Here is a 13,450-nt window from a genome sequence, read left to right on the forward strand (position 1 = left end):
TTTTGCATTCTCCGGAGCCTTTCCCCCATGACCGCAACCCTCATCGACGGCGTCGCCCTCTCCAAGCAACTTCGCACCGAGGTGGCGCAGCGCGCCGCCGCCCTCGCACCGAAGGGCATCAAGCCCGGCCTGGCCGTGATCCTGGTCGGAGACAACCCGGCCAGCCAGGTCTATGTGCGCAACAAGGTCAAGGCTTGCGAGGACGTGGGCTTCCATTCGGTGCTGGAGAAGTACGAGGCCACGATGAGCGAGGCCGAGCTGCTGGCCCGCGTCGAGGCCCTCAACAACGATCCGTCCATCCACGGCATCCTGGTGCAGCTGCCCCTGCCCGGCCACATCGACGACCACAAGGTCATCGAGGCCATCTCGCCGCTGAAGGACGTGGACGGCTTCCACGTGGCCTCGGCCGGCGCGCTGATGGTCGGCGAGACCGGCTTCAAGGCCTGCACCCCCTACGGCTGCATGAAGATGCTGGAGAGCATCGGCATGAAGGACCTGCGCGGCAAGCATGCCGTGGTGATCGGCCGCTCCAACATCGTGGGCAAGCCCATGGCCATGATGCTGCTGCAGGCCAATGCCACCGTCACCGTCTGCCACAGCGGCACGGCGGACCTCGCCGCCATGACCCGCCAGGCCGATGTGGTCGTTGCCGCGGTGGGCAAGCGCAATGTGCTGACTGCGGATATGGTCAAGCCTGGTGCCGTGGTGATCGACGTGGGCATGAACCGCAACGACGAAGGCAAGCTCTGCGGCGACGTGGACTTCGACGGCGTGCGCGAGGTGGCGGGCTGGATCACGCCCGTGCCCGGCGGCGTCGGCCCCATGACCATCACGATGCTGCTGGTCAACACCATGGAGTCGGCCGAGCGGGTGGCGGCAGGCCGCTGAGCGCCTGAGCGCCGCCGCAGCTGGCACCTGCACCGCAAGAGCACCAGAGACACCGCAAGAGGCCCAGCGCCCAGGGAGAAACCGTGAACAACCCGCTGCTCAGTACCGCCCCCCTGCCCGCCTTCGCGAGCATCCGCCCCGAGCACATCCAGCCGGCCATCAGCGAACTGCTGGAGGCCGCCCGCCGGGCCCAGGCCGAGGCCACCGCGGACACCACGCCGGCGGACTTCGACACCCTCGAGCGCGTGCTGAGCATTGCCACGGAGCGCCTGTCGGTGTCCTGGGGCGCCGTCAGCCACATGAACTCGGTGGCCAACACGCCCGAGCTGCGCGAGGCCTACAACGCCATGCTGCCGGCCGTCACCGAGTTCTACACGAGCCTGGGCGCCGACGAGACGCTGTTCGCCAAGTACAAGGCCATCCAGCGGGCGCAGGGGGCGACGCTGAACCCCGCCCGCCAGCAGGCCCTGCGCCACTGGATCCGCGACTTCGTGCTCTCCGGCGCCGACCTCCACGGCGAGGCCAAGACCCGCTTCGCCGCCATCCAGGAGCGTGCCGCCGAGCTGGGCCAGGCCTTCAGCGAGCACGTGATGGACGCCACCGACGGCTGGGTGCACTACGCCAGCCCCGCCGAGATGGCCGGCGTGCCGGACGACGTGCTGGCCCAGACCGCCCAGGCCGCCGAGGCCGACGGCAAGCCCGGCCTGCACAAGATCACCCTGCACTTCCCCTGCTACCTGCCGGTGATGCAGTACGCCAGCCACCGGCCGCTGCGCGAACGCGTCTACCGCGCCTACGTCACCCGCGCCAGCGAGCTGGGCGACAAGCCCGAGTGGGACAACAGCGCCCTGATGCAGGAGATGCTGGCCCTGCACCAGGAAGAGGCCGCGCTGCTGGGCTATGCCAACTACGCCGAGGTGTCCCTCGTGGCCAAGATGGCCGAGTCGCCGGCCCAGGTGATGGCTTTCCTGCGCGAGCTGGCCGCCAAGGCCCGCCCCCATGCCCAGCGTGACCTGGACGCCCTGCGCGCCTTCGCCCGCGAGCAGCTGGCCGCCGAGTTCCCCGATGGCCAGCTGCAGGCCTGGGACCAGGCCTATGTCTCCGAAAAGCTGAAGATGGCCCGCTATGCCTTCAGCGACCAGGAGGTGAAGCAATACCTGACCCTCCCTCGCGTGCTGGAGGGCCTGTTCAGCATCCTGGAGCGCGTCTTCGGCGTGCGCCTGATCGCCGACACGGCCGAGGTCTGGCACGAGTCCGTGCGCTTCTACCGCCTGGAGCGCCAGGGGCAGCTGATCGGCCAGGTCTACCTGGACCTCTACGCCCGCACCGGCAAGCGCCCCGGCGCCTGGATGGACGAGGTGCGCGGCCGCTGGCGCCGCCCCGAGGGCTCGCTGCAGCTGCCGGTGGCGCACCTGGTGTGCAACTTCGCGTCGCCGGTGGGTGACAAGCCCGCCCTGCTCACGCATGACGACGTCACCACCCTCTTCCATGAAGTCGGCCATGGCCTGCATCACCTGCTGACGCGGGTCGAGGAAGCCGGCGTCTCCGGCATCTCCGGCGTCGAGTGGGACGCCGTGGAGCTGCCCAGCCAGTTCATGGAGAACTTCTGCTGGGAGTGGGAGGTGCTGCAGCAGCTGTCCCGCCATGTGGACAGCGGCGAGCCCCTGCCCCGCAGCCTCTACGACAAGATGGTGGCCGCCAAGAACTACCAGGCCGGCCTGCAGACCCTGCGCCAGATCGAGTTCGCGCTCTTCGACATGCGCCTGCATGCCGAACCCGGCAGCGAGACCCGCATCCAGCAGGTGCTGGACGAGGTGCGCGCCGAAATTTCCGTCAATCCGCCGCCGGCCTTCAACCGCTTCCAGCACAGCTTCTCGCACATCTTTGCGGGCGGGTATTCTGCAGGTTATTACAGCTACAAGTGGGCCGAGGTGCTCTCGGCCGATGCCTGGAGTGCCTTCGAGGAAGAAGGCGTGTTCAACCCGGCCGTGGGCCAGCGCTACCTGGAGAACATCCTGGAGGTGGGCGGCTCACGCGACGCCATGGACAACTTCAAGGCCTTCCGCGGCCGCGAGCCCAACATCGACGCCCTGCTGCGCCACCAGGGCATGGCGGCCTGAACGGGCGCTCCGCGCCGCGCCTGCCGGGCACGCCGTGCGCAGGCAGGCACGGGGCGCGCCGGGCCGGCGGCTCGGGCCCATGGGGCGGATGCTGCCGCCGAAGGTTCTGGGGGCGGGAGTCTGCCGCCGGGATCAGCTCGACGGGCTGGTCGGATGGACCCGGTCGGATGGGCCCGGTCAGATGGGCCCGGCTAGATGGCCCCGGTCTGGTGGACCCGGTCTGGTGGACCCGGTCTGACGGGCGCCTGAAACGCGGCACGCAAGACGTGACACGGCCTGCATGCCACGGTACTCGGGCCCACCGAGAAGCGGGTCTCGGAACAGCGGGAGCGGTTGGAGTCGCTCGGCCTGGAGCGTCCGCATGGAAGACCCGGTTCGAAGGCTCAGCTCGCCAGGTCCAGCGCCGTTCCCGGTTCCAGGCCCAGGCGGCGCGCCATGCCGGCGCGGAGCTTGAGCACGGAGCGCGCCTGCTGGCAGCGCACGGTGCGCCAGGGCCGCACGCCGGTGACGATGCGCGCCACCGTGCCGTCAGCGTTCAGGAAGACGGCGTCCACCGCCTGGTTCATCCACCAGGTGGACAGGGTGCGGCTGGGCGCAATCCACAGCCCGTAGCTCTTGGCCTGCCCGTAGGTGGGCAGGGGTTCTCCGATGGGACGCCGCCACCAGGGCAGGGTCTTGTGCACGTGATAGGGCGTTGCCTGCCCGTCCACATGCAGGGCAATCGTGGCCATTCCAGTCTCTCCTCGCTGCGTCCTGCGCCGGGGCTTCTCTCTCGAGCCCCTGTGCGGCAAGGCCTTGCTCTCAGGCAGCCCTCCCCGGCTGCCGCGTTCCCGCGGACGTGCCGGCGGGAGAGGGAAGATAGCGTGGCCCCCCCGCGCTGTCCGTCAGCAGCGGTGAACAGAGGTAAGGGAATGTGGAGGGCAGGTGACGGCGCCGCGGACCCGGGCTTCAGTCCAGCGCCAGACGCTGCTGCAGGCGCTGCAGCGCAGCCTCATCGCGGCGGCCCTGGGCACAGCTGTGGCCTTGCTGGCAGCGCACGCCGCCCTGCCCGGGCTGCAGCACGATGCCGGGTCCGGCCTCGCCCCGCCACTGCGCCTGCACGCCCTTGCTGCTGAAGGGCTCGCTGGCTGCGGCGCTGCCGTCGGGCGGCTCGCGGGATTCCACCGCCACCTCGCCGCTGAGCACATGCACCTGGGTGGCCTGGCGGCCGTCCACCTCCACCAGGAATTCCGTGCCGCGCACGGCGGTGACGGCGCTGGGCGTACGCACCTGCCAGTGGCCGCCGGCCACCGGGGCCACCTTCTGGCCCAGCAGGCCCAGCTTCAGCAGGAAGCTGGCCATGCGCGGCTGGCCCGCCACCGCCTCGAAGTGCTCGACCAGCAGGCGGCTCTGTTCGGCCATCACGAGCACGGAGTCGTCGGCACAGTGGAGCTTGAGGCGGGCGCCCTTGGCGGTGCGCAGCTCCATGCCCACCGGCACGGCCAGGCCCGCCTGCACGGCGCCCTGCCGGGTGCCCTGCTGCCACTGCGCGCTGCCCTTGAGCGAGCGCACCTCGCAGGCCGCGAGGGACGGCTCCGTTGCCGCGGCCGGGCCGGCCCAGCCCAGCAGGGCCAGCAGAGCCAGGGCGGCCCGCGCTGCCCGAGGCGCCGGCGCGCCGGGCATGGATGTCCACAAGAAAACGGGCACGAGGCGCATGGACTTCTCCTGCAGGGGACTGCGGCAAGTCTAGCCCGCCCGCCCGAGGCTGCGCAGGCCGCCAATGCGGGGGGCGATGTCGCCGGTTTCCCTGCCATCGCCGCCTTGCCGCGGCGCTCTGCGCGGGCGCAGAATTCCCGCAGCTCGCCAGAGATCTGGCCGGAGGTGCCCGCATGAACGCCTCACCCGCACCGCGCCTGCTGCGCAGCGCGCTCCTCGCGGCCCTGCTGCTGGGGATGATCGCCTCGCCGCCCCTGCTGGCCCAGCAGTCGGCCAATGCGGCGCTGGACCAGTGCATACGCGGCCAGCAGCGCGGCAGCGGCTTGCTGGGCGGTCTGCTGGGCGCGCTGGGAGGCCTGGGCGTGCACCTGGGTCGGCGCAGCGAGGACCGCAGCAACGAGCGCGGCGGCGTCAGCGTCAGCGTGGGAGCCGGCACCGGCGGCGCCCTCGGCCTGGCCTCGGCCTATTTCAATGCCGCCGCGACCTGCTTCAGGAAGCACCCGGAGTGGCTGCCCGAGTCCCGCCTGGAACGCGGCCAGGACGTCGACGCCCTGGCACGCGAGACAGACTACCGGCCAGAGCAGGGCCTGCTGGCCCGCAGCACCCGGGTCGAGATGCCCGCCCAGGCGAGGCCCGACAGCGCGGTGGAGGTGCGCAGCCGCTTCATCCTGCTGACGCCCGACGGTGCCGAGGCCGCCGTGCAGATCGAGCGCCTTCTCTTCGCCGTGGTGGAGGGCCAGGAAAGCGCGCTGCCCCTGCCCGCCCAGGCCCAGGAGCAGCGCGTGCTGCCGCCGGGCGAGCACCTGGACCTCGTGCGCCTGCCCATCCCCAAGGACGCGCCGCTGGGCACGGTCTACCGGCTCGAGTTCCGCATCCGCGCCGGCGAGCTGCCGGCGTCCAGCGCGCAGGCGCAGGTCCAGGTGATCTGAGGCCGGACGATGCGACGCCGCGCGCTGCTGGCCCTCTCCTCGCTGCCCCTGCTGCCGCTGGCGGGTTGCGTCTCGCCCCAGCAGGTGCGCGGCTACGAGCGGGCCTACCTGGCTCATCAGCTGAGCGACCCCCAGCTGGCGCAGCTGCAGGCCCGGCTGCGCGCCGAAGGCCTGGCCGAGGCCCGCGTGGCCCGGGACGCCGTCGGTCGCGCGCAGCTGCAGGGCCGCTATGCCAGCGAGGAACAGGTGGAGACCGCCTTCGTGCTGGCCCAGGCCCTGCTGGGTCCGGCGGCGGTCTCGCCTTTCTATCCGGCGGACATCACCGAGCGGCGCTGGGAACGCGAGGCGGCGCTGGCCCTGCAGGCTCATGCCCAGGCCCGCCAGCGTCAGGCGCCGCCCTCGCGCCGGCGCGCCCTGCTGATCGGCATCAACCAGTTCCTGGATGACCGCCACCTGCGAGCGCTGCAGGGCGAGGACGACGCCCGCCGCGTGCAGCAGTACCTCGACCGGGCCGGCTACGAGACCACCGCGCTGCTCGGGCCCGAGGCCACTCGCAGCGCCATCGAGTCGGCCATCGCCGCCCTCGGCCGCGCGCTGGGCAGCGACGACGAGCTCTTCATCTACGTCTCCAGCCACGGCGCCCTGCCCCTGCCCGGACCGGCGGGCGGAGACGACCGGCGCATGTCCATCGTGGCCTACGACTCCGGCGATGCGCTGGGGCCGCGCAGCCGCGACGCCGCCGAGTACCTGCTGCGCCTGCAGCGCAGCAGCGTGCGGGACAGCCTGCTGCAGGACCTGGCCCAGCGGCCCAGCCGCCAGACCCGCGCCCTCATCGACACCTGCTACAGCGGCGAGATGCTGCAGTCCCTGCGCCAGGAGCCCCTGCCCGCTGGCCTGGCAGAGCAGCGCGAGGGCATCGCCCTGCAGCCCTGGACCGCCACGGCGCGAGCCCAGCGTTCGCGCTACACCCTGCTGACGGCCACCAGCCCCGGCGAGCTGGCCCTGGGTCCGCCCCCGCGCGAAGGCAGCTTCGAGAGCCCCCTGCGCAGCGGCAGGCGCCTGCGCGGCTCCTTCTTCACCCAGCTGCTGTTCGAATGCCTGGAGCAGCGCCAGGGCCTGCTGCAGGAGGCCTTTGCCGATGCCGAGCGCCTGACCGCGCAGCTGGCCCGCCAGGTCAGCGCCGGCCGGCTGACGCAAACGCCGCGCCTGCTCAGCACCATGGCACGCGGCCAGGACCGCCTCTGAGGCCGGGCCGGCTCAGGCGCGGGCCAGCCACGCTGTGGCCTGGGCTTCCGGCAGGGCCTTGGCGAAGAGCCAGCCCTGCCCCACCTGCACGCCGAGCCGGGCCAGCAGCTCGGCCTGCGCCTCGTCCTCCACCCCCTCGGCCAGGGTCTGCTTGCCCAGGGCCAGGGCCAGGCCCACGATGGTCCGCACGATCTCCTGCGCCTCCTGCCCGGCGGCCAGGCGCATCACGAAGCTGCGGTCGACCTTCAGCGTGTCAAAGGGGAAGCGGTGCAGATAGGCCAGGGAGGAGTAGCCGGTGCCGAAGTCGTCGATGGAGAGCTTGAAGCCCATCACGGAGAGCTGGCGCAGCAGCTCGGCGCTGCGGGTGGGGTTGGCCATGGCCATGCTCTCGGTGACCTCCAGCTTGAGCTGCCGGGCCGGCACGGCGCCGAGCGCGGCCAGGGTGTCGCGGGCGTCGCGCAGCAGCTCGTCCTCGCGCTCCAGCTGCACGCCCGAGACATTCACCGCGATCTCGCCCTGGAAGCCCTGCGCGGCCCAGCGCTGCAGCTGCGCCGCGGCCTCCAGCAGGGTCCAGCGGCCGATGGCGGCGATCTGCCCGCTGGCCTCGGCCACGGGGATGAAGTCCCCCGGCATGATCAGGCCGCGCTCGGGATGCTGCCAGCGCAGCAGGGCCTCGAAGCCCAGCAGGCGGCGATCGGACAGGCGGATGAAGGGCTGGTAGTGCAGCTGGAACTGCCCGCCCTCCTGCAGGGCGCGCTCGATCTGCTCGCGCATCCAGCGCCGTGAGTGCTCGACCAGCTGCTCGGCCGCATCGAAGGCATGCAGATGGCCGGGACCCTGGGACTTGGCCCGGGCCAGGGCGGACTCGGCGGCGGCGAGCAGCTCGTCGACCTCCCCCGGTCCCTGGGCCTGGTGCGCCCAGCCCACGCAGGCCTGCAGCTGCACCTGCTGCACCGGCAGGGCCTGGGTGTCGCCGCCCATGGCCACCGGCGTCGCACCGATCTCGAAGGGTGCCGCCAGCTGCTGCAGGGCCCAGACGGGCCAGCCGCCGGGGGCGCCACCGCCCGGCTCCAGCGGCCCGCTGAAACCCAGGCCGAACTCGTCGCCCGACAGCCGGGCCAGCAGCAGGCCCTGCCCTTGTGCGCGCGCCATCACCTCGGCCTCGCGCAGGCGCCGGGCCAGCTGGCGCAAGACCTCGTCACCAGCCAGCGGGCCGTGGACCTCGTTGAAGCTGCGGAACTCGTCCAGGCCCAGCATCAGCAGGCCCAGCTCGCGCCGGCCCGGAGCCAGGCTCATCATCTGAGCCAGCTGGGTGCGAAAGGCCGTGCGGTTGGGCAGGCCGCTGAGGCGGTCATGCAGGGCGTCGTGGCTCAGCTGCTGCTGCAGGCGCTGCTGCTCGCTGATGTCGCTCAGCGAGCCCGCCATGCGCAGCGCCCGCCCGCTGCGCGGCTCGCGGATGGCCGCGCCCTTGAGCAGGAGCCAGCGCTGCTGGCCGCCCTGCTCGAACTGCAGCACCTGGTGCAGTTGCAGGCTGCGCCCCTGCAGATGGGCCTCGATGGCGGCCTGCAGCCCTTCCCGCGCAGCCGGCGCCAGGGGCTTGCCCAGGGTGTCGATGCCTTGCGCCTCATCCGCGGCCAGGCCCAGCAGGGCGAGGCAGCGCGGCGAGAAATGCACGCTGCCATGGACCAGGTCCCAGTCCCACAGCCCGTCGTTGGCGCCGCGGGCGGCCAGGGCATAGCGCTGCTCGCTCTCACGCAAGGCCTGCAGGGCCAGGCGGCGCCGGGCCTGTTCGCTGAGGCCGCGGATGAAGATGGCGCCCAGCGAGGCCAGCACCAGGCTCAGCAGCGGCAGGCCCAGGTCCAGCACATGGTGGCGCGCCAGGCCCCACTGCAGGGCCAGCGCCAGCGCCAGCAGCAGGACGGCCTGCAGCGCATAGGCGCGCCACAGGCCCAGCCGCGCCAGGCTCAGGCCCACCAGCAGGGGCAGGCCCAGCATCAGGCCCATCTCCATCAGCGCGGCCAGCGGCGGGTGGCGCAGCACGCGCTGGCTCAGCAGGTTGTCCACCGCTGTCGCCAGACGCTCGACGCCCGGCAGGCCGCCGTCGAAAGGGCTGGGGAAGGCGTCTCCCGCGCCCAGGGCCGTGCTGCCCAGCAGCAGGATGCGGTCGTGCAGGCGCTCGGGCGGCACGCGGCCCTCCAGCAGGTCGATGAAGCTGATCTGCTCGAAGCGGCCGGCCGGACCGTAGTAGTTGATCCACTGCCGGGACAGCGCATCCAGCGGCAGGGTCAGGTCTTGCCACATCACGGCCTCGCCCAGCTGCACCCGGGCCTGCGCCCAGTCCAGACCGCGCGACGCGCCGGCCAGGCGCAGCGCCAGCGAGGGGTAGAGCTCGCCCTCGTAGGCCAGCACGGGCAGGTCGAAGGGCACGGCGCCGTCCACACCGCGCTGCACGCTGACATGGCCCAGCGCCGCCGCCGCGCGGGCCAGCAGCGGCAAGGGCTGGCGCAGGGTGCGGGCCTGGAACAGCTGGGTCGCGTCGCCGGCATAGCGGGTGAAGGCGCTGCGCAGCACGGCCTCGTCAGGCTCGATGGCCTGCTCGCCCGCCTCCAGCTCGGCGGGCAGGGCAAAGGGCAGCAGCACCGTGCCGAGCTGAGTCATCGCTGCCGCCAGGGCCTCATCGTCGGCAGGATCGGCGGCGGGCGCCAGCAGCAGGGTGTCCAGGGCCAGGGCGCGGGGCCGGGCCGGGGCCAGCTGGGCCAGGGCTTGGGCCAGCTGGGCGCGGTCGGGCACGATGCGCCCCAGGGCCTGCAGGCTGCGGTCGTCCACGGCCACCAGCGTGATGGGCGCCTGGGGCTGCAGGGGGCCGCGCAGCTGCAGCTGGGCGTCCAGCAGCAGGCGGTCCAGGCGCTGCAGCAGCGGCCACTGGGCGCGCTGCGACCACAGCAGCAGGCACAGCAGACCCACCAGGGCCGCCAGCAGCAGCTGCCCGCCGGGCTGGTGCCAGCGGCCGGGGCGGCCGGCGTGCGAAGCTTGTGCGGCATGCATGCGATGTCCTTGATGGCCGGTCTTCAGGCGACGCGGCGCTCAGAAGTCCAGGCGGTCCTGCAAGGCAAGGACGCGCGCCTGGGGCCAGGTCTTGACCTCGCTGCAGCCGGCGTCGACGCGGCAGTCCGTGCCCTGCGCCGGCTGGCTCAGCAGCCGCGTGGGTCCCGCCGCAGCGCCCGCCGGGTCCACGGCCACCGCGCCCGTCTGCACGTGGACGGCCGTCTTGCGGCTGGCGTCCACCTCCACCACGAACTCGGTACCCCGCACCGCCGTCACCGCGGAGGGCGTGCGCACCTGCCAGGTGCCGCCGGCCTGCGGTCGCACCGCCTGGCCGATCAGCCCCAGCGAGAGCCACAGCCGGGCCTGGCGGGCACCGCCGGCCGAGGGGGTCCAGTGCTCCAGGCGCAGCTCGGTGGCATCGCTGAGCACCAGCACCGAGCCATCCTCGAAGCGCAGTCGCAGGCGGCCGGGCTGGCCGGTGCGCACGGTGGCGCCGGCCTGGAGGCGATCGCCCGCGCGCAGCGGATGGCCATCGAGCCAGGCCTCGCCCTTGAGCACCAGCACCTCGCCGATCATGGGGCCGGCGCCCTGGGCGGAGGCGGCCGCCGCCCAGAGGCAGGCGCAGGCGGCGAGCCAGAGGGCGCCAGCGCAAGGCGCTGCCGCGCCCGGGTCCCGACGACGTGAAGTCCGCATGTCCGGCTCCTGCCCCGTCATGCCAGCGGGGCTGCGGTCCATGCTAGCCAGCGGGCGGCGGGCCGACAAGCACCAGCGCCGCCGGCGCTGTGGTGCGCTGTCCCGTGTGCGGGGCTCAGGGCGAGGCTCAGGGTTTGATGCGGATCCCGCGCGCCAGCCACTGCGCGCCGCCCAGCATCACCGCCATCAGCCACATGGGCGCGGCCTTCAGCGTGGCGGCGGCGAGCAGGCCGAAGCCCGTGGGCATGCTCACCGTGGCCGCATTGACCATGAGCATGCGCAGGCCCAGCGCCTGGCCGTGGGCGTCATGCGGCGTCACCCGGTGCAGCATGGACAGCACCATGGGCTGCACCGAGCCCAGGGCCAGACCCAGCAGGGCCGAGCCGAACATCAGCCCCGGCGTGCCCGGCAGCCAGGCGTAGACCGCCAGCATCAGCATGGCCAGGCCCATGGCCCAGCGCAGGGCGCGCAGCTCGTCCAGGGTCTCGCCCCAGCGGGCGATGGCCAGGCGCACGCAGGTGGCGGCGACCGCGAAGGAGCCCAGCACCAGGCCGATGCTGGAGGCGCTGAGCCCCTTGCCGTGGCCGACCACGGGCACGACGAAGCTGTGCGCGTCCCAGCAGGCCGACAGCACGATGTTGACCATCAGCAGGCGGCGCAGGGCCGGCTGCTTCAGCAGGGCCCAGGCCGGGCGCTGGCGTGCCGCGCTGGCATGCGGCACGGGCACATGGCGCGGCACCTGGCGGGCGATCCACCAGGCCACCAGGGGCATGAGCACAGCCAGGGCAAAGGCCCAGCGAAAGCCGGCGTGGTCGATCAGCAGGCCGGTCACGACCGGGGCGATGGCATTGGACAGGGCCGGCCCCAGCGCCACCCAGCTGAAGACCTTCTTGAGCTCCGAGGGGCCGCTGGCCATCAGCCCGGCCTCGCGCTGGATGGCCACGGCGGCCACGGCCACCGCGCCGCCGCTGAGCAGGCAGCTCAGCGCGATGGCCCACAGCTGCAGCGAGGCCCAGGCCACCAGCGCGCCGGCCAGCGCCATGCAGACACCCAGCCCCACGGGCCGGTGAAAGCCATGGCGATCCGCCAGGCGACCGGCCCACAGCGAGAGCGCGATGGGCGCCACCGCGAAGAGGCTCAGCAGCACGCCCACCGCCCATTCGCCGTGCCCCTCGCGCAGCACCCACAGGCTGGCCGCAACGCGCGTGACGGCCATGCAGGCATGGACGGCAATCAGGCTGGCGATGACCCAGGGAAAGGCGCGGCTCAGCGGGGCGGGTGAGGCGGAGGCCGGGGCGGGCTCCGTCATGCAGGCTCGTCCTCGGCCGCCTCGGCTCCTTCCGCCAGACCCAGGGCCAGCAGGCGCTGGCTGCTGTCCTCCGGCAGGGCCTCGACGGTCTTGAGCCGGCGGTTCATGGCGCGGGTGCGGACCTCGGCGGCCTCGATGGTGTTGCTGGCCTCGTCCAGCTTCTTCTTGGTCTTGGCCAGCACCTCACCGAACTTGCCGAACTCGGTCTTGACGGCCCCCAGCACCTCCCAGACCTCGGCCGAGCGCTTCTCCAGCGCCAGCGTGCGGAAGCCCATCTGCAGGCTGGTCAGCGTGGCCAGCAGCGTGGTGGGGCCCACCAGCATCACCTTGTGCTCGCGCTGCAGGGACTCGACCAGGCCCGGGCGGCGCAAGGCCTCGGCGTAGAGCCCTTCCGTGGGCACGAAGAGCATGCCGAAGTCGGTGGTGTGCGGCGGGGCGATGTACTTCTCGCGGATGGTGCGGGCCTCCAGGCGCAGGCGCGTCTCGATGGCCTTGGCGGCCTGTTCGACGCCAGCGGCGTCGGCGCGGTCCTGGGCCTCGAGCAGGCGTTCGTAGTCCTCGCGGGGGAACTTGGCGTCGATGGGCAGCCACAGCGGCACGCCGTCCGCGCGCTGGCCCGGCAGCTTGATGGCGAACTCCACGCGCTCGCTCGAGCCCGGCAGCGTGGCCACGTTGGACGCGTACTGCTCGGGCGTGAAGACCTGCTCCAGCAGGCCGGCCAGCTGGACCTCGCCGAAGATGCCGCGCGTCTTCACATTGGTCAGCACGCGGTTGAGCGAGCCGACATCGCGGGCCAGGTTCTGCATCTCGCCCAGGCCCTTGTGGACCTGCTCCAGGCGGTCGGCCACCTGCTTGAAGCTCTCGCCCAGGCGCTGCTCCAGCGTGGCGTGCAGCTTCTCGTCGACCGTGGCGCGCATCTGTTCGAGCTTCTTCTCGTTGTCCTGCTGGATGGACTGCAGGCGCTGCTCCACCGTCAGGCGCAGCTCGGCCAGGCGCTGCTCATTGCCCTGCTGCAGCTGCTGCAGCTGCTCGCGCAGCCCCTGCGCCAGCTGGGCCAGGCTCTCGGCCTGGGACTGGCTGCTGCGCAGCGCGGCGGCGTCCTGGGCCTCGCGGGCGGCGAGCGCCTGGGCGGCCAGCGATTGCGTGGTGGCCTGCAGGCCCTGGGAGAGCGCCGTCTGCAGGCTGGCCAGCTGCACGCGCAGGCTGTCGATCTGCTCGTTCTGGGTGCGCACGGCGTCGCCGCTCTGCCCCATCAGCGCCTGCTGGAACTGGGCCAGCTGGCCCAGGGTCTCCTGGCGCAGGGCGGTGCTGCCACGCTGCAGCTCCTCGCGCAGCTCGCGCTCCAGGCGCTCGGTCTGGCGGCCCTGGGCGTCCTGGCCCTGCACCAGGGTCTGGAGATGGGCCTGCAGCTGCGGAGACTCCGGGGCCTGTTTCTGGCGCAGGGCCAGCACGACGAGGACGAGGAGGAGGGCCAGGCAGGCCAGCAGGAGCAGTTCGGCAAGCGTCATGGGCCGATTGTCTCAGGC

General features: G+C 72.6%; 10 protein-coding genes. 4 read left to right on the top strand and 6 right to left on the bottom strand.

All coding sequences use genetic code 11. The features are described 5' to 3' along the window. The first annotated feature begins 27 nt into the window (after positions 1 to 27). Both folD and O9Y01_RS01800 read left to right on the top strand, forming a co-directional pair. The gene (folD, locus tag O9Y01_RS01795) at positions 28 to 888 is read left to right on the top strand and encodes a bifunctional methylenetetrahydrofolate dehydrogenase/methenyltetrahydrofolate cyclohydrolase FolD (protein ID WP_269629770.1); all 861 of its coding nucleotides are present in this window, start codon (positions 28 to 30) and stop codon (positions 886 to 888) included. Positions 889 to 971: 83 nt separating this feature from the next. Further along, positions 972 to 3,008 (top strand): M3 family metallopeptidase, encoded by a 2,037-nt coding sequence (locus tag O9Y01_RS01800; RefSeq protein ID WP_269629771.1) that lies wholly within the window; start codon positions 972 to 974, stop codon positions 3,006 to 3,008. Between the two features lie 383 nt (positions 3,009 to 3,391). On the opposite strand, the gene O9Y01_RS01805 is transcribed toward O9Y01_RS01800, so the two are convergent. Together O9Y01_RS01805 and O9Y01_RS01810 are read right to left on the bottom strand one after the other, a co-directional pair. Beyond that, positions 3,392 to 3,739, bottom strand: a complete 348-nt coding sequence (locus O9Y01_RS01805; RefSeq protein ID WP_269629772.1) for a DUF192 domain-containing protein — start codon at positions 3,737 to 3,739, stop codon at positions 3,392 to 3,394. 217 nt (positions 3,740 to 3,956) lie between these two features. Continuing rightward, positions 3,957 to 4,703: a FecR family protein gene (locus O9Y01_RS01810; protein ID WP_269629773.1), complete on the bottom strand. Its 747-nt coding sequence runs from the start codon at positions 4,701 to 4,703 to the stop codon at positions 3,957 to 3,959. Positions 4,704 to 4,876: 173 nt separating this feature from the next. On the opposite strand from O9Y01_RS01810, the gene O9Y01_RS01815 reads away from it, so the two are divergent. Both O9Y01_RS01815 and O9Y01_RS01820 read left to right on the top strand, forming a co-directional pair. Further along, entirely contained in the window at positions 4,877 to 5,632 is a 756-nt protein-coding gene (locus tag O9Y01_RS01815; protein WP_269629774.1) for a hypothetical protein, read from the top strand. A 9-nt stretch (positions 5,633 to 5,641) separates the two neighbouring features. After that, complete coding sequence (locus O9Y01_RS01820; protein WP_269629775.1) at positions 5,642 to 6,877, top strand: caspase family protein; 1,236 nt, start codon at positions 5,642 to 5,644, stop codon at positions 6,875 to 6,877. A gap of 12 nt (positions 6,878 to 6,889) precedes the next feature. Here the strand turns inward: O9Y01_RS01820 and O9Y01_RS01825 are convergent, their stop codons facing one another. The 4 genes from O9Y01_RS01825 to O9Y01_RS01840 all read right to left on the bottom strand — a co-directional run bounded on the left by O9Y01_RS01825 (position 6,890) and on the right by O9Y01_RS01840 (position 13,432). Continuing rightward, on the bottom strand, positions 6,890 to 9,922 hold the full coding sequence (locus O9Y01_RS01825) for an EAL domain-containing protein (protein ID WP_269629776.1): 3,033 nt from the start codon (positions 9,920 to 9,922) through the stop codon (positions 6,890 to 6,892). A gap of 39 nt (positions 9,923 to 9,961) precedes the next feature. Next, positions 9,962 to 10,615, bottom strand: coding sequence for a FecR family protein (locus tag O9Y01_RS01830; protein WP_269629777.1), 654 nt, complete (start codon positions 10,613 to 10,615; stop codon positions 9,962 to 9,964). Between the two features lie 127 nt (positions 10,616 to 10,742). After that, the gene (locus tag O9Y01_RS01835) at positions 10,743 to 11,924 is read right to left on the bottom strand and encodes an MFS transporter (protein WP_269629778.1); all 1,182 of its coding nucleotides are present in this window, start codon (positions 11,922 to 11,924) and stop codon (positions 10,743 to 10,745) included. Then, a complete protein-coding gene (locus O9Y01_RS01840; RefSeq protein ID WP_269629779.1) occupies positions 11,921 to 13,432 on the bottom strand; it encodes a DNA recombination protein RmuC in 1,512 nt (503 codons plus the stop codon). The genes O9Y01_RS01835 and O9Y01_RS01840 overlap by 4 nt, the downstream gene beginning before the upstream one ends. Positions 13,433 to 13,450: the final 18 nt, after the last annotated feature.

It is taken from the genome of Pelomonas sp. BJYL3 (assembly GCF_027257975.1).
Lineage (GTDB): Bacteria > Pseudomonadota > Gammaproteobacteria > Burkholderiales > Burkholderiaceae_C > Roseateles_B > Roseateles_B flavus.

What these genes read in the sequence shown, in the direction of transcription:
- folD (WP_269629770.1), top strand. Translation starts at nt 28, where the DNA reads ATGACCGCAACCCTCATCGACGGCGTCGCCCTCTCCAAGCAACTTCGC.
- O9Y01_RS01825 (WP_269629776.1), bottom strand. Translation starts at nt 9,922, where the DNA reads ATGCATGCCGCACAAGCTTCGCACGCCGGCCGCCCCGGCCGCTGGCAC.
- O9Y01_RS01805 (WP_269629772.1), bottom strand. Translation starts at nt 3,739, where the DNA reads ATGGCCACGATTGCCCTGCATGTGGACGGGCAGGCAACGCCCTATCAC.
- O9Y01_RS01840 (WP_269629779.1), bottom strand. Translation starts at nt 13,432, where the DNA reads ATGACGCTTGCCGAACTGCTCCTGCTGGCCTGCCTGGCCCTCCTCCTC.
- O9Y01_RS01810 (WP_269629773.1), bottom strand. Translation starts at nt 4,703, where the DNA reads ATGCGCCTCGTGCCCGTTTTCTTGTGGACATCCATGCCCGGCGCGCCG.
- O9Y01_RS01830 (WP_269629777.1), bottom strand. Translation starts at nt 10,615, where the DNA reads ATGCGGACTTCACGTCGTCGGGACCCGGGCGCGGCAGCGCCTTGCGCT.
- O9Y01_RS01815 (WP_269629774.1), top strand. Translation starts at nt 4,877, where the DNA reads ATGAACGCCTCACCCGCACCGCGCCTGCTGCGCAGCGCGCTCCTCGCG.
- O9Y01_RS01835 (WP_269629778.1), bottom strand. Translation starts at nt 11,924, where the DNA reads ATGACGGAGCCCGCCCCGGCCTCCGCCTCACCCGCCCCGCTGAGCCGC.
- O9Y01_RS01820 (WP_269629775.1), top strand. Translation starts at nt 5,642, where the DNA reads ATGCGACGCCGCGCGCTGCTGGCCCTCTCCTCGCTGCCCCTGCTGCCG.